The sequence below is a fragment of the Klebsiella sp. D-Nf1 genome (genome assembly GCF_002810515.1).
Classification (GTDB): Bacteria; Pseudomonadota; Gammaproteobacteria; order Enterobacterales; family Enterobacteriaceae; genus Klebsiella; species Klebsiella variicola.
Genome location: NZ_PIOK01000001.1, coordinates 350369 through 372974, shown reverse-complemented (window position 1 = coordinate 372974; position 22606 = coordinate 350369). Strand labels below are relative to the sequence as shown.

At 57.1% G+C, this 22606-nt stretch carries 23 protein-coding genes; 13 read left to right on the top strand and 10 right to left on the bottom strand.

Annotated features, from left to right (window positions below):
* Window positions 1-136: 136 nt before the first annotated feature.
* Together rpmF and yceD are read right to left on the bottom strand one after the other, a co-directional pair.
* Window positions 137-310, bottom strand: a complete 174-nt coding sequence (rpmF, locus tag CWM54_RS01745) for a 50S ribosomal protein L32 (protein ID WP_000290724.1) — start codon at window positions 308-310, stop codon at window positions 137-139.
* Window positions 311-326: 16 nt separating this feature from the next.
* On the bottom strand, window positions 327-848 hold the full coding sequence (gene yceD, locus CWM54_RS01740) for a 23S rRNA accumulation protein YceD (RefSeq protein ID WP_008805983.1): 522 nt from the start codon (window positions 846-848) through the stop codon (window positions 327-329).
* A gap of 141 nt (window positions 849-989) precedes the next feature.
* Between yceD and CWM54_RS01735 the strand changes: the two genes are divergently transcribed.
* Complete coding sequence (locus CWM54_RS01735; RefSeq protein WP_100695737.1) at window positions 990-1574, top strand: Maf family protein; 585 nt, start codon at window positions 990-992, stop codon at window positions 1572-1574.
* 37 nt (window positions 1575-1611) lie between these two features.
* On the opposite strand, the gene rluC is transcribed toward CWM54_RS01735, so the two are convergent.
* On the bottom strand, window positions 1612-2565 hold the full coding sequence (rluC, locus tag CWM54_RS01730; protein WP_077274739.1) for a 23S rRNA pseudouridine(955/2504/2580) synthase RluC: 954 nt from the start codon (window positions 2563-2565) through the stop codon (window positions 1612-1614).
* A gap of 699 nt (window positions 2566-3264) precedes the next feature.
* On the opposite strand from rluC, the gene rne reads away from it, so the two are divergent.
* Window positions 3265-6510 carry a ribonuclease E gene (gene rne, locus CWM54_RS01720; protein ID WP_100695735.1) on the top strand — a complete coding sequence of 1082 codons (3246 nt, stop codon included), beginning with the start codon at window positions 3265-3267 and terminating at the stop codon, window positions 6508-6510.
* Window positions 6511-6548: 38 nt separating this feature from the next.
* On the opposite strand, the gene CWM54_RS01715 is transcribed toward rne, so the two are convergent.
* Window positions 6549-7577: a LysR family transcriptional regulator gene (locus CWM54_RS01715; RefSeq protein WP_165785856.1), complete on the bottom strand. Its 1029-nt coding sequence runs from the start codon at window positions 7575-7577 to the stop codon at window positions 6549-6551.
* Between the two features lie 16 nt (window positions 7578-7593).
* Here CWM54_RS01715 and CWM54_RS01710 point away from each other — a divergent pair, with 16 nt between their 5' ends.
* The gene (locus tag CWM54_RS01710; RefSeq protein ID WP_100682158.1) at window positions 7594-8808 is read left to right on the top strand and encodes an MFS transporter; all 1215 of its coding nucleotides are present in this window, start codon (window positions 7594-7596) and stop codon (window positions 8806-8808) included.
* 53 nt (window positions 8809-8861) lie between these two features.
* Here the strand turns inward: CWM54_RS01710 and murJ are convergent, their stop codons facing one another.
* The 4 genes from murJ to rimJ form a co-directional block, all read right to left on the bottom strand.
* The gene (gene murJ / locus CWM54_RS01705) at window positions 8862-10397 is read right to left on the bottom strand and encodes a murein biosynthesis integral membrane protein MurJ (RefSeq protein WP_061155086.1); all 1536 of its coding nucleotides are present in this window, start codon (window positions 10395-10397) and stop codon (window positions 8862-8864) included.
* Between the two features lie 111 nt (window positions 10398-10508).
* Window positions 10509-11420: a Gfo/Idh/MocA family protein gene (locus CWM54_RS01700; protein WP_165785859.1), complete on the bottom strand. Its 912-nt coding sequence runs from the start codon at window positions 11418-11420 to the stop codon at window positions 10509-10511.
* Window positions 11421-11434: 14 nt separating this feature from the next.
* Window positions 11435-12088, bottom strand: a complete 654-nt coding sequence (locus CWM54_RS01695; protein WP_012542247.1) for a YceH family protein — start codon at window positions 12086-12088, stop codon at window positions 11435-11437.
* Window positions 12089-12097: 9 nt separating this feature from the next.
* Window positions 12098-12682, bottom strand: coding sequence for a ribosomal protein S5-alanine N-acetyltransferase (gene rimJ / locus CWM54_RS01690; RefSeq protein WP_008805973.1), 585 nt, complete (start codon window positions 12680-12682; stop codon window positions 12098-12100).
* Window positions 12683-12910: 228 nt separating this feature from the next.
* Between rimJ and mdtH the strand changes: the two genes are divergently transcribed.
* From mdtH to CWM54_RS01650, 7 genes are all read left to right on the top strand, one after another.
* Window positions 12911-14119, top strand: a complete 1209-nt coding sequence (gene mdtH, locus CWM54_RS01685; protein ID WP_074386341.1) for a multidrug efflux MFS transporter MdtH — start codon at window positions 12911-12913, stop codon at window positions 14117-14119.
* Between the two features lie 114 nt (window positions 14120-14233).
* Window positions 14234-14794: a lipoprotein gene (locus CWM54_RS01680; RefSeq protein WP_061155089.1), complete on the top strand. Its 561-nt coding sequence runs from the start codon at window positions 14234-14236 to the stop codon at window positions 14792-14794.
* Between the two features lie 125 nt (window positions 14795-14919).
* Window positions 14920-15966 carry a dihydroorotase gene (gene pyrC, locus CWM54_RS01675; RefSeq protein WP_100695733.1) on the top strand — a complete coding sequence of 349 codons (1047 nt, stop codon included), beginning with the start codon at window positions 14920-14922 and terminating at the stop codon, window positions 15964-15966.
* A 73-nt stretch (window positions 15967-16039) separates the two neighbouring features.
* Window positions 16040-16291 carry a DNA damage-inducible protein I gene (gene dinI / locus CWM54_RS01670; RefSeq protein ID WP_100695731.1) on the top strand — a complete coding sequence of 84 codons (252 nt, stop codon included), beginning with the start codon at window positions 16040-16042 and terminating at the stop codon, window positions 16289-16291.
* Window positions 16292-16595: 304 nt separating this feature from the next.
* Complete coding sequence (bssS, locus tag CWM54_RS01660) at window positions 16596-16850, top strand: biofilm formation regulator BssS (protein WP_008805969.1); 255 nt, start codon at window positions 16596-16598, stop codon at window positions 16848-16850.
* Between the two features lie 126 nt (window positions 16851-16976).
* Window positions 16977-18095: an N-methyl-L-tryptophan oxidase gene (gene solA / locus CWM54_RS01655; protein ID WP_100695729.1), complete on the top strand. Its 1119-nt coding sequence runs from the start codon at window positions 16977-16979 to the stop codon at window positions 18093-18095.
* Between the two features lie 71 nt (window positions 18096-18166).
* Window positions 18167-18280: a DUF2770 family protein gene (locus CWM54_RS01650; protein WP_002898988.1), complete on the top strand. Its 114-nt coding sequence runs from the start codon at window positions 18167-18169 to the stop codon at window positions 18278-18280.
* Here the strand turns inward: CWM54_RS01650 and CWM54_RS01645 are convergent.
* A complete protein-coding gene (locus CWM54_RS01645) occupies window positions 18266-19330 on the bottom strand; it encodes a rhodanese-related sulfurtransferase (protein ID WP_100695727.1) in 1065 nt (354 codons plus the stop codon). The two genes, CWM54_RS01650 and CWM54_RS01645, sit on opposite strands and share 15 nt — an antisense overlap.
* A 205-nt stretch (window positions 19331-19535) precedes the next feature.
* Here CWM54_RS01645 and CWM54_RS01640 point away from each other — a divergent pair, with 205 nt between their 5' ends.
* From CWM54_RS01640 to CWM54_RS01625, 3 genes are all read left to right on the top strand, one after another.
* Window positions 19536-20456, top strand: a complete 921-nt coding sequence (locus tag CWM54_RS01640) for a Kdo(2)-lipid IV(A) acyltransferase (protein WP_004140735.1) — start codon at window positions 19536-19538, stop codon at window positions 20454-20456.
* Window positions 20457-20626: 170 nt separating this feature from the next.
* Window positions 20627-21865, top strand: coding sequence for a multidrug efflux MFS transporter MdtG (gene mdtG / locus CWM54_RS01630; protein ID WP_008805966.1), 1239 nt, complete (start codon window positions 20627-20629; stop codon window positions 21863-21865).
* Window positions 21866-21956: 91 nt separating this feature from the next.
* Window positions 21957-22343, top strand: coding sequence for a MysB family protein (locus CWM54_RS01625; protein ID WP_012542251.1), 387 nt, complete (start codon window positions 21957-21959; stop codon window positions 22341-22343).
* Here the strand turns inward: CWM54_RS01625 and CWM54_RS01620 are convergent, their stop codons facing one another.
* A complete protein-coding gene (locus CWM54_RS01620) occupies window positions 22344-22571 on the bottom strand; it encodes a YceK/YidQ family lipoprotein (protein WP_008805964.1) in 228 nt (75 codons plus the stop codon).
* Window positions 22572-22606 lie beyond the last annotated feature (35 nt).

Here is a 22606-nt window from a genome sequence, read left to right as displayed (position 1 = left end):
CTGGCACTCGCGAATATTCACGCTGCAGACGCAACAATTCGGGCATTGATGCCCCTGGTGACCGGGTTAACCGAGTTTCCAGGGACGCACACGCCCGCCATGGCCTGCAACGGGAAATCCTGCGAGTATCGCGTGATTACTTAGCGATAACCTTGCGACCGCGGTAGAAACCGTCGGCAGTGATGTGGTGACGCAGGTGTTTCTCACCAGAAGTTTTGTCTACAGACAGGCTGGTGACTGCGGTCAGCGCGTCATGGGAACGACGCATGCCACGTTTGGAACGGGTTGGTTTATTCTGTTGTACGGCCATGGACCTTACTCCTCAATTACTTACGCTTTAAGCTGGCTAATACGGCAAATGGATTTGGTTTTTGTGCCTCTTCAGGCAGTTCGCCAAAGACCATGTCCGCGTCGGACACTTCACAGTGTTCAGAATCATGCACCGGAACTACGGGCAGGGAGAGGATAATTTCATCCTCGACCATTGCCTGCAGGTCGATTTCACCGAATTCGTTAACCTCAATCGGCTCATACGCTTCCGGTAGTGCTTCGGCCTGTTCGTCATTTCTGACGGGGCTAAAACAATACGTGGTGTGGACGTGATGAGGGAACGGTTTCCCGCAACGCTGGCATTCGAGGGTTACCGTCACCTTTGCATCGCCAGTGATGACGGCGAGACGCTGGTTATCGATAGCGAACGACATGCTGCATTCCACATCGCTGTCCACGCTGACTACAGAATCGGCTACACGTTCAACCTGATCGCGGGCATAGATGCCTTCGTAATCAAGGCGTTTTTGAGCCGTGCGGACCGGATCAAGAGTCAGGGGTAATTTTACCTTTTGCATAGGGCGCGCATATTAACTTTGTAATGTCATAGAGTCAAAGAAAAAGGCAGCCTCAGGTTGCCTTTTGCCATTTATTCGCACACATTGCGGCGCATAGTTTAAGATGATGCTCTGCGAAGCGCTATATGTGGATGAAAAAATATGTCTGAACTTATCCTCGCGTCAACCTCTCCCTGGCGGCGCATGCTGCTGGAAAAACTGGGCTTACCGTTTGAATGTGCCGCGCCTGACGTTGACGAAACGCCGCTGCCGGAAGAATCCGCGCGTCAGCTTGTCACCCGGCTGGCACAAGCCAAAGCGCAAAGCCTGGCCACCCGCTACCCGTACCACCTTATTATAGGCTCCGATCAGGTTTGCGTATTAGATGGTGAGATCACCGGCAAACCGCACACCGAGGAAAAGGCCCGCCAGCAGTTGAGAAAGGCCAGCGGGACCATCGTCACCTTTTATACCGGTCTGGCGCTATACAACTCCGCCAGCGGCCATCTGCAAACCGAATGCGAGCCCTTTGACGTTCACTTTCGCCATCTCAGCGATAAAGAGATTGAAGGCTACGTCCGCAAAGAGAACCCGCTGCAATGCGCCGGGAGTTTCAAGAGTGAGGGGTTAGGAATTACGCTATTTGAAAGGCTGGAAGGCCGAGACCCAAATACCCTGGTCGGTTTACCCTTAATCGCGCTCTGTCAGATGCTGCGGCGAGAGAATAACAATCCGCTGTTAGGCTAAAGCGAAAAAAACGGCGGAACTGATTCCGCCGTTGTGCTTATTTGCTCTTACGTAGCACCTGTAAACAGTGCTTCAGCTGGTTATCCAGCGGCGCTTCAACGCGCATCACCTCCCCGCTCCCCGGGTGGGTAAACTTCAGCGCCGCCGCGTGCAGGAACAGACGGTTTAAGCCGGTACCGGAGAGCTGCTTGTCGAACTCGCGGTCGCCATAGCGATCGTCAAAAGCGATAGGATGGCCGGCATACTGGGTATGAACGCGGATCTGATGCGTGCGCCCGGTGACCGGGCTGCAGCGCACCAGCGTGGCGAATTCGTAACGCTCTTCAACTTTAAAGCGCGTCTCCGACGGTTTGCCTTCCTGACTCACGCGAACGATACGCTCTCCGCTCTGCAGAATGTTCTTCAACAGCGGGGCCTGCACCACTTTGGTATGCGACTGCCACTGACCGCGCACCAGCGCCAGGTAATCTTTCTGCATGCCTTTATCGCGCAGTTGCTCGTGCAGCGAACGCAGCGCTGAGCGTTTTTTTGCCACCAGCAGCACGCCGGAGGTATCGCGGTCGAGACGATGCACCAGCTCAAGGAAACGTGCCTCGGGGCGCAGGGCGCGCAGCCCTTCAATCACGCCAAAGCTTAGGCCGCTGCCGCCATGTACCGCAGTACCGGAAGGTTTGTTGAGCACCAGAATATGGTCGTCTTCATAGAGGATCACTTCAGAGAGCGCCGCTACTTTCTGCAGGTGTGGCGATACCGCCTCTTCTTCACGCTCTGCCACGCGCACCGGCGGGATACGGACTTCATCGCCCGCTTCCAGCTTATACTCCGGCTTCACACGCTTTTTGTTTACCCGCACTTCGCCTTTACGCAGGATGCGATAAATCATGCTCTTCGGTACGCCTTTCAATTGGGTACGCAAAAAGTTGTCGATACGTTGCCCCGCTTCATCAGCAGCAATGGCAATCATTTTTACGGTTGGGGTCTCAGTTTTCATGGTGCGCGATTCTAAATAGCCGGACGCATTAGCGCCACTCATTTTTATATGCTTATATTTATCATTATCCTGTTTTCACGGTTTACCTGTCCGCCATTTTGTTTGTTATTAGAACAATCTGTATGGGCAGGTGATAAAACTGTGAGTAACCGGGTGATAAAAGGTGAAAGTCAACTTGCTATAACAAGGTTAGCAATGGAATAATGAGACCGTTTTCCGTATTGCATCTTGTTAGAACAAGACATTAGCGGAATGACCAATTTTGTCTGACCGATCGCCCACGCAGCAATGGCGTAAGACGTTGTGATCTTTCAGACAGTTAGCGGGCTGCGGGTTGCAGTCCTTACCGGTACAGGCTCTATGGATTTCAAGTCGCAGGAAGGCGTCAACTCCGGGACTCCCGGGAGCTCATCTGGATCCTTTGATCGAGGTGAGCAGGTTAAGCCACCATGCCTGCAACGCGAAAGACGACGAGTATAAATGGAATATTCTCTGGTGATACATCCCAGGCTGTTCCCCTGAATAATTGCGCTGTGTTTCCGTTTGAAACACAGGCGACCGACACTCTGCGCCTCTTAAGCGCGCGACAACCGTGAGGTTGGCGACGTGAACCAGACACGAGGCCATCGGTTTTCCCCCGGAAAGGCATTACTCTGCCCGCAGCTTAGTCGTCAATGTAAGAATAATGAGTAAGTTACGATGAAAAGAATGTTAATCAACGCAACTCAGCAGGAAGAGTTGCGCGTCGCCCTTGTTGATGGGCAGCGCCTGTACGACCTGGATATCGAAAGCCCCGGGCACGAACAGAAAAAAGCGAACATCTACAAAGGCAAAATCACCCGCATTGAACCTAGCCTTGAAGCCGCGTTTGTCGATTACGGCGCTGAGCGTCATGGTTTCCTCCCCCTCAAAGAAATCGCCCGCGAATACTTCCCCGCTAACTACAATGCGCACGGTCGTCCTAATATCAAAGACGTGCTGCGTGAAGGTCAGGAAGTTATCGTGCAGATTGATAAAGAAGAACGCGGCAACAAAGGCGCTGCGCTCACCACCTTTATCAGCCTGGCAGGCAGCTATCTGGTCCTGATGCCGAACAACCCGCGCGCGGGGGGAATTTCCCGCCGTATCGAGGGTGACGATCGTACCGAACTGAAAGAAGCGCTGGCGAGCCTGGAGCTTCCGGATGGCATGGGCCTTATCGTTCGCACCGCTGGCGTCGGCAAATCTGCCGAAGCCCTGCAGTGGGACCTGAGCTTCCGTCTGAAACACTGGGAAGCGATTCAGAAAGCCGCGGAAAGCCGTCCGGCGCCGTTCCTGATCCACCAGGAAAGCAACGTGATTGTCCGCGCCTTCCGCGACTATCTTCGCCAGGACATCGGCGAAATTCTGATCGATAACCCGAAAGTGCTCGAGCTGGCCCGCCAGCATATCGCCGCGCTGGGTCGTCCGGATTTCAGCAGCAAAATCAAACTGTACACCGGTGAAATCCCGCTGTTCAGCCACTATCAGATCGAGTCGCAGATTGAATCCGCTTTCCAGCGTGAAGTTCGCCTGCCGTCCGGCGGGTCTATCGTTATCGATAGCACCGAAGCATTGACCGCTATCGACATCAACTCCGCTCGCGCAACTCGCGGCGGCGATATCGAAGAGACGGCGTTCAATACTAACCTCGAAGCGGCCGATGAGATTGCCCGCCAGCTGCGTCTACGCGACCTTGGCGGCTTGATCGTTATCGACTTCATCGATATGACCCCGGTTCGCCACCAGCGTGCGGTAGAAAACCGTCTGCGTGAAGCCGTCCGTCAGGACCGCGCGCGCATTCAGATCAGCCATATTTCGCGCTTCGGCCTGCTGGAGATGTCTCGCCAGCGCCTGAGCCCGTCGCTGGGCGAGTCCAGCCATCACGTCTGCCCGCGCTGCTCCGGCACCGGTACTGTGCGTGATAACGAATCGCTGTCGCTCTCTATTCTGCGTCTGATTGAAGAAGAAGCGCTGAAAGAGAACACCAAAGAAGTCCACGCCATCGTTCCGGTACCGATCGCCTCTTATCTGCTGAACGAGAAACGTGCAGCGGTGAGCGCTATCGAATCCCGTCAGGGTGATGTACGCGTCATTATCGTGCCAAACGACGAAATGCAAACGCCGCACTACTCCGTCCTGCGCGTGCGCAAAGGTGAAGAGACCTCAACGCTGAGCTATCTGCTGCCGAAGCTGCATGAAGAAGAGATGGCGCTGCCTGGTGACGAAGAGCCGGCAGAACGTAAACGTCCGGAACAGCCTGCGCTGGCCACCTTTGTGATGCCTGACGCACCGCCAGCACCGATGCTGGAAGAGCCTGTTGCCGCCCCTGTCGTCGTCGCAGCGACACCGGCCGTGGCCGCTGCACCGGCGCAGCCAGGACTGCTCTCGCGCTTCTTCAGCGCACTGAAAAATATCTTCTCTGGCACCGAAGAAGAAGCCAAACCTGCTGAAGTTCAGGTCGAGAAGAAAGCGGAAGAAAAACCGGAGCGTCAGCAGGAACGTCGTAAACCACGGACCAACAACCGCCGCGATCGCAACGACCGCAACGACCGCCGTGATAACCGCGACAATCGTGACAACCGCGATAACCGTGACAATCGCGACGCCCGTGCGGACAATGCCGAGGGCCGCGAGCCGCGTGAATCGCGTGAAGAAAACCGTCGCAACCGTCGCGAGAAGCAGCCGCAAAACGCAGAAGCGCGTGACGTTCGTCAGACCGTCGGCGATGATGCGGACAAGACCAAATCCCGTGACGAGCAGCAGCCGCGCCGTGAACGCTCCCGCCGCCGCAATGACGACAAACGTCAGGCGCAGCAGGAAACCAAGGTGCAGACGCGTGAAGAGCCGGAAGTGCAGGAGACTGAGCAGGAAGAGCGTGTGCAAACTCTGCCGCGTCGTAAACCGCGTCAGCTCTCCCAGAAAGTGCGCTTTGAGTCTACCGTCGCTGAGCAAACTGCCGAGATCGCGCCTGAGGCCGTTGTGGCTGAAGTCGCCGCCCCGCGCAGCGAGCCGGTGAACGCCGAACTGCCAGCGGTAGTGGAAAGCGTGGTGGAACACGACGAAAACGGCGAATCCCGTGAAGCTAACGGCATGCCGCGCCGCTCACGTCGTTCCCCGCGTCATCTGCGCGTCAGCGGGCAGCGTCGTCGTCGCTATCGTGACGAACGCTATCCGACCCAGTCGCCAATGCCGCTGACCGTCGCCTGCGCCTCGCCGGAGATGGCTTCCGGTAAAGTCTGGATCCGCTACCCGGTCGTTCGTCCGCAGGACCAGCTGCCGGAAGAGGTTCAGGTTCAGGACACCAGCGCCATTGAAGCCGTCGAAGCTGTAGCGGCACCGGTTGCCGTGGTTGAACCCGTCACTGCCGCGCCGGTTACCGTCGAGCCGGCGACCATGGAGCCAGTAACCGCTGAGCCGGTGGTCGTCGAACCCGTCGTCGCCGCCGAGCCGGTGATCGTTGATACTCTGGAAGTTGTCGAGCCAGCAGCTGTCGAGCCAGTCCCGGCCGAAGCGCCAGCTGTCGAAACGCCTCAGGCCATAGCGCCAGTGACGATCGACGCCGAGCCGGTCACTGTTGAACCTGAAGTGGTGGAAACGGCGCCTGTCGTTGAAGCGCCAGTAGAAACCATTGCGCCGGCTGCAGAAACCGTGGTGGAAGCACCGGTGACCGAAGCGGCCCCTACGGCCCCTGTCGAACCGGTCAAAGCTGAAACGCCGGTAAGCCAACCTGTGGTTGTGGCTGGCGATCGCCATGCTACCGCGCCGATGACCCGTGCGCCTGCTCCGGACTATGTCCCGGAAGCGCCGCGCCACAGCACCTGGGTGCGCCCGCCGTTCGCTTTTGAAGGTAAAGGCGCCGCCGGTGGTCATAGTGCGACCCATAAAGCCACCGCAGAACCGACCCGCCCACAGCCCGTCGAGTAAGCGTGCTTAATAAAAAAACCGGCCTCTGGCCGGTTTTTTTATGCGCTTTGCGGACGCTGCATCCCGGCCAGATCCGGCATGATCTCCCGCATCAGGTCAAGGAACTTACGCAAGCGTGTCGGATAATAGCGCGCCCAGGGATAAACCAGATGAACCGGCAGCGAGGCGGGACGCCACTGCGGGAACAGCTCAATCAGCCGTCCGGCGGCAATATCCTCCACGACAGTCCAGCTGGACACCATCGCCACCCCCAGCCCCGCCAGCGCGGTATTTCGCGCGACGTACAGGCTGTCAGTGCTCAGGCAGGGGGTGATGGCCGTCGAGACGATTTGCCCACTTTCCAGATGCCGGAGCCGTACCTCATGCTGATAAAAGGTATTAATGGCGATCCACGGCAGGCCGGATAGCGCCTCCAGCGAGGTTAACGGCGGGTACTTCGCCAGGAGTTCAGGGGAGGCCACCACACAGCGCGGCACTTCCGCCAGCAGCACGGATACCGTGGCTGGATCCACCTCCGCGCCAACGCGGATGGCGCAGTCGATATTATCGCTGAGAAAGTCGACGGTATTATCATTCAGCATCCACTCGACCGACAGTTGCGGATGACGCTGCAGAAATGCGACCAGCGGCGCCAGCAGCTGTTGCTGACCAAAAGCATGGGGCGCCCGTACCCGCAGCACCCCCACGGGCTGATCGTCGGCAATACGCAGGTCATCCTCCAGCGCCAGCCAGGCGTCCACGACCTGACGGGCATGGCGATAACAGCGTTCGCCATCGTCAGTGAGCTTCATCGCATGGGTCGTGCGCAGGATCAACTTCACCCCCAGCAGTCCTTCAAGGGACTGCAGGCGGCGGCTGACGGTCGCCTGGGTGGTATCCATCTGCCCCGCGGCGGCGGAGAGTGAGCCGGCCTCTATAATACGAATATAGGTGCGCATCAGCTCAATGCGGTCTATACGCTCCTGTCTTTTCATTTTTCTTTTGCCTATACGTGCTACGTATAACCGTTTTACCACCAGCCCGGCTACCGCGCCAGCTGCATTCGGGGAAAAATAGCGCCATCGCATCTATGAGGTACTGATCATGACACCGACTTCCCTTTCCACCCGCGACGCAGGCTGGATTATCTTCATTCTCGCGCTCGGCGCTGGCTTTAGCGTTGCCTCTATCTATTATGCGCAGCCGCTGCTGCCGCTGATGGGCGCTAATCTCCACCTGTCGGTAGAAGGAATGGGCCTGGTCCCTACCCTGACGCAGGCTGGCTACGCGCTCGGCATTCTGTTCCTGCTCCCACTCGGCGACCGTCACGATCGCCGCCGGCTGATCCTGCTGAAGAGCGCAATGCTGGCGATCCTGCTGTTCCTGTGCAGCCTTACCGGCCAGCTCACCTCACTGCTGGTGGCCAGTCTGCTGATCGGCATGGCGGCCACCATGGCGCAGGATATCGTTCCTGCGGCGGCGATCCTCGCCCCGGCAGGTAAGCAGGGAAAAATGGTGGGCACGGTGATGACCGGACTGCTGCTGGGGATCCTGCTCTCCAGGACAGTCAGCGGCGTAGTGGGCGCCGTATTCGGCTGGCGGGTGATGTATCAGGCGGCTGCAGTCAGCGTTGCGCTGATTGGCCTGGTGATGTGGCGGGTCCTGCCACGCTTCGCCATTCACTCGACGCTGAGCTATCCGCAGCTAATGGCCTCAATGGCCCATCTGTGGCAGCGCTATCCGGCGTTACGCCGCGCCGCACTGGCTCAGGGGGCACTCTCTATCGCCTTCAGCGCTTTCTGGTCGACGCTGGCGGTGATGCTCTCAGAACACTATCACATGGGGAGCGCAGTAGCGGGTGGCTTTGGTATCGCCGGTGCCGCCGGGGCGCTGGCGGCACCACTGGCGGGCGGACTGGCCGATAAGTTTGGCGCCGGCAAAGTGACTCAGATGGGCGCAGCGCTGGTCACCCTCTCCTTCGCCCTGATGTTTATGCTGCCGCTGCTCCCTCTGCATGGCCAGCTGGCGCTGATTGCTCTCTCGGCTATTGGCTTCGATCTCGGCCTGCAGTCAAGCCTGGTGGCGCATCAGAACCTGGTTTACAGCCTGGAGCCGCAGGCCCGTGGCCGCCTTAACGCCCTGCTGTTCACCGTCGTCTTTATTGGAATGTCGCTGGGGTCAGTGCTGGGCAGCAAGCTGTACGTGCTGGCCGGCTGGAACGGAGTGGTCACGCTGGCCGTCGTCAGCGGGGCAATCGCCCTGGCGATCCGCCTGCTGGAGAATGCGCGCGTCATCGCAGCCGAACGCCGCACATCATAAAAAAACCCGCTTCGCCTGAGGCGAAGCGGGTTTCCTCTTACCCTCGCAATGGCTTACGCTGTGCGACGGGCAAACTCTTTTACGCGGAAACCCAACACCAGCAGCGTGGCGAAATAAGCCACCACTCCGGCGACCACCACCACCAGCAGGCGCATCAGACGGAACGGCATCGTCCCCTGAGACCACTCCGGCATGAGATGCATGACGCCCAGCAGCGCGGCGGCCATCACCACCACCGCCGCGATCAAGCGCAACAGGAAGGCTAGCCAGCCGGGCTGTGGAGTGAAAATTTTCTGTTTACGCAGTTGCCAGTACAGCAGCGCGGCATTGAGACAAGCCGCCAGGCCGATGGACAACGACAGACCCGCATGCTTGAGTGGGCCGATAAACGCCAGGTTCATCACCTGGGTCATAATCAGGGTGACAATGGCAATCTTGACCGGCGTTTTGATGTTCTGACGGGAATAGAAGCCAGGCGCCAGTACTTTCACCACGATAAGACCCATCAACCCCACGGAATAGGCCACCAGCGCACGCTGGGTCATCGCCGCATCAAAGGCGCTGAATTTACCGTACTGGAACAGGGCCACGGTCAGCGGCTTGGCGAGGATCCCCAGCGCCACCGCGCTCGGCAACGCCAGCAGGAAGCAAAGTCGCAGCCCCCAGTCCATCAGGCGGCAATACTCGTCATGGTTACCGCTGGCGAAGCTTTTCGACAATGACGGCAGCAGAATGGTGCCGAGTGCCACGCCCAGGACACCTGACGGAAACTCCATCAGACGGTCGGCATAGTACATCCACGACACCGACCCCGACACGAGAAACGAGGCGAAGATGGTATTGATGATAAGGGAGATCTGGCTCACCGACACGCCAAGGATCGCCGGCCCCATCTGCTTCACAACCCGCATTGCGCCAGCATCTTTCAAATTAATTCTGGGCAGAACCAGCATGCCAATCTTCTTCAGGTGCGGCAGCTGATAGGCCAGCTGCAGCACGCCGCCGACCGTTACCGCCCAGGCCAGCGCCAGCACCGGCGGATGGAAGTACGGCGCGGCAAACAGTGCAAAGCCAATCATGCTGACGTTGAGGAATGTCGGAGCAAAGGCCGGCACCGAGAAGCGGTTCCAGGTATTGAGGATAGCGCCCACCAGCGAGGCCAGGGAGATCAGCAAAATATAGGGGAAGGTAATGCGCAGCAATTGGGTGGTCAGCGCAAATTTATCGGCGGTATCGGCAAATCCGGGCGCTGTAATGGTGATCACCCACGGTGCCGCCAGCATCCCGATAACGGTGACGATCGCCAGGGCCAGGGTCAGCAATCCGGAGACGTAAGAGACAAATACCCGGGTGGCATCTTCGCCCTGTTTGCTTTTATATTCGGCAAGGATCGGTACAAATGCCTGCGAGAAGGCGCCTTCGGCAAAAATACGCCGCAGCAGATTAGGCAGCTTGAAGGCGACAAAAAAGGCATCGGTCGCCATCCCGGCGCCAAAAATGCGCGCCACAATCGCATCGCGGGCAAAGCCCAGCACGCGCGAAAACATGGTCATCGAACTGACGGCCGCCAGTGATTTTAAAAGATTCATTACGCTATTATTCCAAACCCTGGAGTAAAACGCCCGCAAATGCGGGCGCTGGAAAGTGGCGATAGTCTACCGGGTTCAATATGAATTACTACAGTCAGTTGTTACAACGGATTATTCGCTGATGGCGTCACGCCAGAGCTTATCGACCACCCGCTGAGCCAGCAGCGCCTGTTCGCCTGCGGTTTCCGGAACCGTCTGATTTTGCACGCATTCGATGAAATGACGCGCACAGCCGACAAAACCGCGCTGCTCGAGGGTGGTTTGCCAGCCTGCCACCGGGCGCTGGACCACACCAAGACCACACTCCTCCTGCCACTCGCGCATCTCGCTCACCGCATATAACCCGCCATCGGTGACCGCCTGCACCCACTCACGCTGGCTTCCGGCACGGCGGTGCATGCTGGTGGTGACCTGCAGCCTGGATGAACTGAACTGGTGTTCGGCATAGAGCATTTCGCCCTGCGGGGTGATCTGCAGCGCGCCGCCGCGCAGGCGCGCCTGGCCGTCAGCCAGCCACAACGCGGTATCTACCACATGCAGATAATCATCGAGAAGGGTAAAGCGCAGATCGTTGCCTACGCTATCGCTACGGTGCTTATCCATTCGCAGCGAGGCCGCCTCGCCCAGCCGCCCCTTCAGTTCACGATAGAGTGGCGCAAAGCGGCGATTGAAACCGACCATCAGCGTCAGATGACGCCGGGCAGCCAGCTCGACCAGCGCTTCCGCCTCGCTCAGTTTGTCCGCCAGCGGTTTATCCACACAAACATGAACCCCGGCATTCAGCAAGTGATTCACCACTTCATAATGTGAAGCCGTCGACGTATGGACAAAGACCGCATCACACTGCGCCGCCAGGGCATCCAGCGAATCAGCATACGGGATCCGCCAGGTATCGCAGATGCGCAACGCCTTCTCTTTTCCTGGCGACCAGGCCGCCTGCAGCGTCCAGCTTTCCGCAGCGCCTAACACCGGCAACCACGCTTTTTGCGCAATGCCCCCTAAGCCAACCACCCCAATGCGCAGTCTTGTCCCCACGTTTAGTCCCCCAGATGGTGTAACAGCGAGTCAAGGCGCGCTTTCAACTCTGCCACCTCGCCTTCCAGTGCTTCAACCCGGGCACGCAGATCGTCATCGTCTTCCAGCGGCGAGAGTGCTTCCACCGTGGTGATCAGCGTGTCCATGTCATCGCAAAACAGATGCATATAGCGGCTTTCCCGTTTCCCCGGCTCCCGGGGCAGACGAGCGACAAAGGGGCCATCTTCGCGTGTGGCCAGCCCTTCCAGCACGCTTTCCACTTCCGCCATATCGCTGAACTCATGCATCCGCTGCGCCCGGCTGCGTAATTCACCCGGCGTCTGGGCGCCGCGCAGCAGCAGCGTCGTCACCACCGCCACCTCGCCGGCGCTGAGTTTCAGATCGCCAAATTCGGAGTTGCAAAAACGCTGCTCATATTTGGTGACCCGATTGCCAAACCCGCTGACCGTGCGCAGATAGTGGCGCTTCACCAGGGTATCCAGCAGCGTCTGGACCTCGCCTTCGCTCAGCGACATCACCGGCTCGCGGTTGGTTTTCTGATTACAGGCGGTCACCACGGCGTTCACCGACAGCGGGTACTGCTCGGGCGTGGTGACCTGCTTTTCCAGCAGACAGCCAATGACGCGCGCTTCGTGCGCGGTTAACTGATATTTCATCCTCTCTCCTTAGCGCCCTGCTGACCAGTCCGGCGTCGTTAGCGCCGTCAGTACATGGTCACGCCACTGCCCGTCAATCAGCAGATAATCTTTGGCATAACCCTCTTTTTCGAACCCCAACCGTGCCAGCAGCGCGCCGCTGCGCTGATTATGCGGCATATAGTTGGCCATAATGCGATGAATATGCTGCGTGCGCTGCATATAGCGAATCGCGGCGGTCAGCGCTTCAAACATCAGCCCCTGCCCTTGCCACTTTTCGCCAATGGAGTAGCCGAGATAACAGGCATGGAATGATCCGCGAACCACATTGGAGAAATTCGCCACGCCAACGATCTCTTTTTCCTCCGCATCGAGCAGCGCGAAATAAAAGGCTGACCCCTGCTTATGAAACTCGCCGATCATCGACAGGCGCGCCTGCCACCCGGAGGGATAGCAGTGGCTGTCGTCACGTACCGGCTCCCAGGGTTTTAAGAATACTTTATTCTCGGCGTAATAATCGGCCAGACGCCAGGCGTCACGATCGTGGACCAGGCGCACCACCAGCCGGTCCGTCGTCAAACGCACCTTCGGCACGTTACTGCGATAGCCAAACATTTCCTTTTCAGTCCCCCTGACTTCAATCTTGCTCTCATCACTATACCTGTCCTGCACGATAGTGTGAAAACAGCAACATACCATTTTCTGCGCCATCTCCTCTTTTCGATGAATAGGCTCAATCGATCTTGCTTTTTGATAAAAAAATATTGTCGCAAGGGTGCTGGGAAAAGCAGCAGATTACCCGCAGAATATCCTCGCTTATCTCTATTTTTCCCTGGAGGGGAAATGTCCCGCGTCTCGCAGGCAAGGAGCCTGGGTAAATATTTCCTGTTAGTCGATAACATGCTGGTCGTGCTGGGCTTTTTTGTCGTCTTTCCGCTGATCTCCATCCGCTTTGTCGATCAGATGGGCTGGGCAGCGCTGATGGTCGGCATTGCGCTCGGCCTGCGCCAGCTGGTGCAGCAGGGATTAGGTATCTTTGGCGGCGCCATCGCCGACCGCTTCGGCGCCAAACCCATGATTGTCACCGGCATGCTGATGCGCGCCGGCGGCTTCGCGGCGATGGCTGTCGCCCATGAGCCGTGGGTGTTGTGGTTATCGTGCATTCTCTCCGGACTCGGCGGGACGCTGTTCGATCCGCCGCGGGCCGCGCTGGTGGTCAAACTAGTGCGCCCGCATCAGCGCGGCCGCTTTTTCTCCCTTTTGATGATGCAGGACAGCGCCGGCGCGGTGATTGGCGCCTTGCTGGGCAGTTGGCTGCTACAGTATGACTTCCGCCTGGTGTGCAGCGCCGGGGCTGCGCTGTTTATCGCTTGCGCGGCGTTTAACGCCTGGTATCTGCCAGCATGGAAACTGTCGACGGTGAAAACGCCAGTCCGTGAGGGGCTGGGCAGGGTGCTGCGGGACAAACGCTTCGTCACCTATGTCCTGACGCTGACGGGCTATTACATGCTGGCGGTGCAGGTGATGCTGATGCTGCCGATCATGGTGAACGACATCGCCGGTTCGCCGGCCGCCGTGAAGTGGATGTACGCCATCGAAGCCACCATTTCGCTGACCCTGCTCTATCCCATTGCCCGCTGGAGCGAGAAACGCTATCGCCTTGAGCACCGGCTGATGGCTGGTCTGCTGGTGATGACGCTGGCGATGCTGCCGATTGGCATGACCAGCAGTTTGCAGCAGTTATTTACCCTAATCTGCCTGTTTTACATCGGTTCGATCATTGCTGAACCGGCCAGGGAGACGCTGGGCGCCTCGCTGGCAGATGCCCGTGCACGCGGCAGCTATATGGGGTTCAGCCGCCTGGGACTCGCCTTCGGCGGCGCGCTGGGTTACGCGGGCGGCGGCTGGCTGTTTGATGCCGGGAAAGCCGCGGGCCAGCCCGAACTGCCGTGGCTGATGCTCGGCGCCATCGGCTTTATCACCTTCCTTGCCCTGTGGTGGCAATTCAGTCCGAAACGCTCTGCCTCCGGCATGCTGGAGCCGCGTACCTAGACCGTACGTCCGTGGTTTCTCCTGCCTTTCAGCCTATTCTGCTGGCATGAAGGGTGCTGACAGGTCATGATGCTTTGTGTCAGGATGAATGATGGTACGAGCTTGAGGAGCCCCATGAAAAAGATATTGATCGCCGCTGCGCTGATTGTCAGCGGTCTGCTGAGCGGCTGTAACCAGTTGACCCAATACACGGTAAGCGAGCAGGAGATAAACCAGGCGCTGCAGAAGCGTAACCATTTCGCCAAAGATATTGGTCTGAAAGGTGTTGCCGATGCCCATATTGAACTGCAGAACCTGACCAGCGCTATTGGCCGCGAAGAGCCGGGCAAAGTCACGCTGACCGGTGTCGCCAACGTCGATCTGAACTCCCTGTTCGGGACGCAGAAAGCGACGATCGATCTGAAGCTCAAAGCGCTGCCAACGTTTGACAGAGACAAAGGCGCTATCTTCCTGCAGGAAATGGAGGTGGTCGATGCCAAAGTGGCGCCCGAGAAGCTGCAGTCGGTGATTCAGGCTCTGCTCCCCTATCTGAATCAGTCGCTGCGCAGCTACTTCAGCCAGCAACCGGCCTATGTCCTGCGTGAAGACGCCAGCACCGGCGAAGCGCTGGCGAAGAAATATGCCAAGGGCATAGAGGTGAAACCGGGCGAAATTGTCATCCCCTTTACCAATTAATCTTCAGGGCGCTACGGCGCCCTGAATTTTTTACGGAAATGAGTGCAAAGGAAAACGTTTACGCTTATCCTTAGTGCCCGGCAAAAAACAGCCCTGATGACTGAACCTATTAGCCGGAGCCTTCCATGACAGCACAATCCCAGGTATTGAAAATCCGCCGCCCAGACGACTGGCATATCCATCTGCGTGATGACGATATGCTGAAAACCGTCGTGCCTTACACCAGTGAGTTTTATGGCCGGGCGATCGTGATGCCGAATCTGGTGCCGCCTGTCACCACCGTCGCGGCGGCTATCGCCTATCGCCAGCGCATTATGGACGCCGTCCCGGCCGGGCACGATTTTACCCCGTTGATGACCTGCTATCTGACAGACTCTCTCGACCCGGCGGAGCTGGAGCGCGGCTTTAACGAAGGTGTGTTCACCGCCGCCAAGCTCTACCCGGCAAACGCCACCACCAACTCCAGCCACGGTGTCACCAGCACCGACGCCATTATGCCGGTGCTGGAGCGGATGGAAAAACTGGGCATGCCGCTGCTGGTTCACGGCGAAGTGACCCACGCCGAGATTGATATTTTCGATCGTGAAGCGCGCTTTATTGAGACGGTAATGGAACCCCTGCTTCAGCGCCTGCCCGGCCTGAAGGTGGTTTTTGAACATATCACCACTAAAGATGCCGCCGAGTATGTACGTGACGGCAATGAGTTATTAGCGGCCACCATCACCCCGCAGCATCTGATGTTTAACCGCAACCATATGCTGGTCGGCGGTATTCGTCCTCACCTGTACTGCCTGCCGGTGCTCAAGCGCAATATTCATCAGCAGGCGCTGCGCGAACTGGTCGCCAGCGGTTTCAGCCGCGTCTTCCTCGGCACCGACTCCGCGCCGCACGCCCGCCACCGTAAAGAAGCCAGCTGCGGCTGTGCCGGTTGCTTCAACGCCCCGACCGCCCTCGGCAGCTACGCCACCGTTTTTGAAGAAATGAACGCTCTGCAGCACTTTGAAGCCTTCTGCTCGCTGAACGGCCCGCGCTTCTACGGTCTGCCGGTCAATGAAAGCTATGTTGAGCTGGTGCGTGAAGAGACCACTGTCGTTGACAGCATTGCGCTGCCCAATGATAGCCTGGTCCCGTTCCTGGCGGGTGAAACCGTTCGCTGGACGATGAAGCGATAAAAAACGTAGCCCCCTGTTGTCAATGCTCACCAGATACTGTATAAATAACCAGTATCAAACACAGGGGGCAATTATGCGCATCGAAGTGTCTATCGCCAAAACGACCGCCTTACCCAACGGCGCGCTGGAAGCGCTGAATAACGAACTCTCCCGGCGTATCGCCGAGCAATTCCCGGCCATCGACAGCCAGGTGAGCGTACGCTACGCCACCGGTAACCAGCTCACGGTGCTCGGCGCCCTGAAAGAAGACAAAGACCGGATAAGCGAAATCCTGCAAGAAACCTGGGAAAGCGCGGACGACTGGTTTGTCCACGATCTCTCCTGAAGCATGGCGGGATCCAGTTACTCTGGTTTGCTCCCTCATTGTGCTTTTCTTTGCCGGGTCGCCCCGGCTTTTTTATCCCCGCCTCATGTTCAGAATATTCCTGATTATTCTGCTTAATATCGACTAAAATGGCCATTTCCCACGCTTATCTTGAGCAAAAAAGCGGCAAAAAAAAGAAAATCATGCTGCCTTTCATTTAATTTCTCGAGTTTATTCTTGATCCCTGATATAATTAACTTGCTTCAAAAAACATGCATTAAACCTCGAGAATTGTTGTCTTTTAACATATGAATAAGGGGTTATGATGGAAAAAAATAATGAAGTCATTCAGACCCATCCCCTCGTTGGATGGGACATCAGCACCGTTGATAGCTACGATGCGCTGATGTTGCGCCTGCACTACCAGAACCCCACTCAAGAAAACAGTCATGATGCTGAAATTGGCCAGACGCTATGGCTAACGACGGACGTCGCACGTCAATTTATTTCAATCCTGGAAGCAGGCATTGCGAAGATTGAATCTGGCGAATACCAGGAAAACGAGTACCGCAGACATTAACGCGATACATGGAATGACTTAACAATAGTCTTAACAGGCACCTGCGGGTGCCTGAATTATTTTCGGGCTTGTATAAGCGAAGGGAGTTAATTACCCTGCTAACAAGGCAATTACCCGGAACTCACCATGCAATACGATCTTATCATTATCGGCAGCGGATCGGTCGGCGCCGCCGCTGGCTATTATGCGCGTCGTGCCGGACTCAATGTTCTGATGACCGATGCCCACCAGCCTCCCCATCAGGAGGGCAGCCATCATGGCAGTAGCCGTCTTATCCGTCACGCTTATGGCGAAGGTGAAAAATATGTTCCGCTGGTGCTGCGTGCCCAGCAGCTGTGGGATGAACTGGCTGAAATCAGTGGCGAAGCCGTTTTTGAACGCACCGGCGTCATTAACCTCGGCCCCGCCAGCTCTCCTTTCCTGGCCAACGTCGCCGCCAGCGCCAGGGCGTTCAAACTTGAGGTTGAAGAGTTAGATGCCCAGGCCGTCATGCAGCGCTGGCCGGAGATACGCCTTCCCGACGACTATCGGGCGATTTTCGAACCGGCTTCCGGCGTACTGCGCAGTGAGCTGGCTGTCGAGACCTGGATCCGTCTGGCACGGGAAGCAGGCTGCGCGCAGCTATTCAACTGCCCGGTCTCGGCCATTCATCACCATGCAGACGGAGTCACCATTGATACCCTTGACGGTGAATATCACGGAAAGAAATTGCTAATCAGCGCCGGCACCTGGGTCACCCGCCTGCTTCCGGACCTTCCTGTTCAGCCGGTACGCAAGGTCTTCGCCTGGTTCCAGGCCGATGGCCGTTACAGCAGCAAGAATCATTTTCCGGCGTTCACCGGCGAGTTGCCCAACGGCGATCAATACTACGGTTTCCCGGCGGAAGATAATGAGCTGAAGATCGGCAAGCATAACGGCGGCCAGCCTATCGCCACGCCGCAGGAGCGATCGGCGTTTGGCGCTGTCGGCAGCGATGGTTCCGAATCCTTTCCGTTTTTACGTAACGTCCTGCCCGGGATCGGCGGTTGTCTGCACGGCGCCTCCTGCACCTATGACAACACGGTCGATGAGGATTTTATCATCGATACGCTCCCAGGCAGACCTGACACACTGCTGATCACCGGTCTGAGCGGCCACGGCTTTAAGTTTGCGCCGGTGCTGGGAGAAATTGCCAGTCAGTTTGCTCAGGGACAGACGTCGACCTTTAACCTGACGCCCTTCTCGCTGGCGCGCTTTAGTTCATAATGGAATGCGGCACGCTTGTCGCCGGGGAAAAAAACGGCCTCTGTCGAGGCCGTTAGTCATTGAGAATGGTTATGCGTCGCCTGTTTAATATGCTGGTCAACAACGTGCGCGAGCACTTTATGATCTACCTTGCGCTGTGGTTGCTGCTGGCGATCATCGATCTCGTCTGGTTATGGTTTTTCTGACGACTCCGGCTCGGGGATCCCGAGTTTGGTATTCAGTCGGCCACGCGATTTGTTAAAGATTTTATTGCCGTTTTCGCGTCCGGCGCGCAGCTGGCGCTGCTCTTCTTCCGGCAGCTTATGCTCTTCCATGCAGGCTTCGCTACAGCAACCGGCAAACTTCTCAGCGCAGCTCGGGCATTGAATAAACAACAGATGGCAGCCATCATTCAGACAATTGGTATGGGTGTCGCACGGCGCGCCACACTGGTGACAGTGCGCGATGACGTCATCGGAGATCCGCTCGCCCATCCGCTCATCAAAGACAAAGTTTTTGCCAATAAAACGGACCGGTAGCCCTTGCTCACGGGCGCGGCGGGCGTACTCAATAATCCCACCCTCGATGTGCCAGACCTGATTGAAACCGTTATGCTTCATCCAGGCGCTGGCTTTTTCACAGCGAATACCGCCGGTGCAATACATGACAATTTTCTTGTCTTTGTGGTCCTGCATCATGTCGACGGCTTTCGGCAACTGATCGCGGAAGGTGTCCGCCGGGATCTCCAGCGCGTTCTCGAAATGGCCCACTTCATATTCATAGTGGTTACGCATGTCGATAAACACCGCATCCGGATCGTCAAGCATGGCATTGACGTCCGCCGCCTTGAGATAATCCCCCACATTGGAAGCATCGAAAGAAGGATCGTCGATACCATCGGCAACAATACGGTCGCGCACTTTCAGGCGCAGCACCCAGAACGATTTCCCATCGTCCTCCAGGGCGATATTGAAACGCAGCCCCGCCAGCGCCGGATCGAAGCCATACAGAAACTCACGCAGCGCTTCAACATTGCTTTCCGGCACGCTGATTTGCGCGTTGATCCCTTCCCGGGCCAGATAAATACGACCAAAGACCTTCAGCTGCGTTAAGGCAACCCATAACGCATCGCGAGTGGCCTGCGGGTCGACAATGGTGAAATACTTATAGAATGAGATCGTCGTGCGCGGCTCGGTCTCAGCCAGCATTTGCGCCTTTAACGTCTCATTTGAAATGCGGTTGTGTAACACTGGCATGGTGTACCTGCTCGACATAGAAATGAGGAAATAAACGGCGGGCATGATATAGCAAAGCTTATTAATTTACATCCCTACATTTTACGCTACATTTTTCTCACCCGGTCGCGCCCCGCTTAACAAAACGAGCTGACTGTCGCCGCCTTTGGCTGGCCGGTAAAAAAATGCGATAATATAAGACGTTGCTCACTGATACGGGTATGAAATGACTCATTTGCCTAAATTTTCTCCGGCGCTGTTGCATCCGCGCTATTGGCTGCTATGGCTGGGTATTGGCCTGCTGTGGCTGGTTGTCCAACTGCCCTATCCGCTGATTTACCGCCTGGGAAATGCCATCGGCCGACTGGCCATGCGCTTTATGAAGCGTCGGGCGAAGATAGCCTACCGCAACCTTGAACTCTGCTTCCCGGAGAAAAGCGAGCAGGAACGTCACCGAATGGTGGTGATGAATTTTGAATCAGTGGGTATGGGGCTGATGGAGACGGGGATGGCCTGGTTCTGGCCGGTTCGTCGTATCGCCCGCTGGACCGACACCATCGGCTTTGAGCATATCCGCGATGTGCAGGCGCAGCAGCGCGGCATTCTGCTGATCGGTATTCACTTCCTGACCCTCGAGATGGGCGCGCGAATGTTCGGTATGAACGAGCCGGGAATTGGCGTCTACCGTCCCAACGACAACCCGGTGATCGACTGGCTGCAGACCTGGGGCCGCTTGCGCTCAAATAAGGACATGATTGACCGTAAGGATCTAAAAGGGATGATCCGGGCGCTGAAAAAAGGTGAAGTGGTGTGGTACGCGCCGGATCACGATTACGGCCCGACCGCCAGCGTCTTTGCCCCGCTATTTGCCGTCGACCAGGCGGCGACCACCTCCGGCACCTGGATGCTGGCGAAAATGTCCAAAGCCTGCATCGTCCCCTTCGTCCCGCGTCGCAAACCGGATGGTAAAGGTTATGAACTGATTATCCTGCCGCCAGAGTGTTCCCCGCCGCTGGACGACGCGGAAACCACGGCCGCCTGGATGAACAAGATCGTTGAGCAGTGCATCATGATGGCCCCGGAACAATATATGTGGCTCCACCGTCGCTTCAAAACCCGCCCCGAGGGCATGCCCTCCCGCTACTGATCCCTTTCCCCGGCCGCGCATGTGGCCGGGAATGCGCTTCTCGCTCATGCTTTATGCTCTGCTTTAGCTTTAAAAGCTCTCCTCCATTGCGGCATTTATTTCCCAGGCGCATAATTAGCAGGCTCATATTTTCTCTTAATTTGACCTGCCGCGCAGGCCAGTGGAACCCTATGTCCTCTGCTGATACCCCCATTAACTGGAAACAAAATCTGACCGTGACCTGGCTCGGCTGCTTTTTAACGGGCGCCGCCTTCAGTCTGGTCATGCCCTTTCTGCCACTCTATGTCGAACAGCTCGGGGTCACCGGGCATAGCGCGCTGAACATGTGGTCCGGGCTGGTCTTTAGTATCACCTTCCTCTTCTCCGCCATTGCCTCACCGTTCTGGGGCGGTCTTGCTGACCGCAAAGGACGAAAAATTATGCTGCTGCGTTCCGCCCTCGGAATGTCCGTAGTCATGATGCTGATGGGGATGGCACAGAATATCTGGCAGTTTTTGCTATTGCGTGCACTGCTCGGCCTGCTGGGCGGCTTTATTCCTAACGCCAACGCCCTGATTGCGACGCAGATCCCGCGCCATAAAAGCGGCTGGGCGCTGGGTACGTTGTCAACCGGCGCGGTGAGCGGTGCCCTGCTCGGCCCACTGGCGGGCGGCTTTCTGGCCGACCACTGGGGCTTGCGTACCGTCTTCTTTATGACCGCGGCGGTGCTGTTCATTTGTTTTCTGTTTACCCTGTTTTTAATCCGCGAAAATTTTGTGCCGATCGCCAAAAAAGAGATGCTCAGCGCCAGAGAGGTTTTCTCCTCGCTACAGAATCCCAAACTGGTGCTCAGCCTGTTTGTGACCTCGCTGATAATCCAGGTGGCCACCGGCTCGATTGCGCCGATTCTGACGCTTTACGTGCGCGACCTGGCCGGCAACGTCAGTAACATCGCCTTTATTAGCGGGATGATCGCCTCGGTGCCGGGAATAGCCGCGCTGATGAGCGCCCCTCGTCTGGGCAGGCTCGGGGATCGTATCGGACCGGAAAAGATCCTCATCGTCGCGCTGATTATCTCGGTGCTGCTGCTGATCCCGATGTCGTTTGTTCAGACTCCACTGCAGCTGGGTATCCTGCGTTTCCTGCTCGGCGCCGCAGACGGTGCACTGCTGCCGGCGGTGCAAACCCTGCTGGTGTATAACTCCACCAGCCAGATCTCCGGGCGCATCTTTAGCTATAACCAGTCGTTCCGCGATATTGGCAACGTTACCGGCCCCCTGATAGGCGCCTCGGTGTCCGCCAACTACGGTTTCCGCGCGGTATTCCTGGTCACCGCTGGCGTGGTGCTCTTTAACGCCATTTATTCTACCCTCAGCCTGCGCCGACCTGCCGCGGAAGCCTCGCAGCCTGACCGCCATTCAGTAAATTAATGTCCAGAGGGGCCCTGCCCCTTGACGCCATGGCTACCGCCTTCTATAGATTGAATCGTGTTCAATTCATATTCTTCTCAGGAGATTCGCTATGCCAAAGGATTCGATGTTCTATGCCACGCTCGAAGAAGCTATTGATGCAGCACGCGAAGAATTTCTCGCCAATAATCCTGACAGCGATGAAGAAAGCGCTAACGTTGAGCAGCTCAATATTCAAAAGTATGTGCTGCAGGATGGTGATATCGCATGGCAGGCCGAATTTTTTGCTGACGAAGACGAACAAGGTGAATGTTTACCGATGCTCAGCGGCGAAGCTGCGCAGAGCGTCTTCGACGGGGATTATGATGAGATAGAGCTACGCCAGGAGTGGCTGGAAGAAAATACGCTTCATGAGTGGGATGAAGGTGAATTCCAGCTCGAACCCTCGCTGGATACCGAAGAGGGACAGACGGCAGCAGACGAGTGGGACGAGCGTTAATCAGTTATAGGGCCCGTGGCTGGCGTCCAGCGGCAGCAGCAGCGTATCGAACACCAGCGAGAACGGCAGGTCCAGAACGGTGAGATAGCGCCATGCCGAGTCGCGAACGTCCCACTGCACGCCCGGGTAATATTGATTGCCATGCCCCTGTCCGGGCACCGTCCGGCTGATAATGCTGCCGCAGCCGCTCAGCAGCAGCGCCATGGCAATGATCGATAATATTCTCATCCACAACCTCGTGTTTCAGATAAAAAAATACCGGC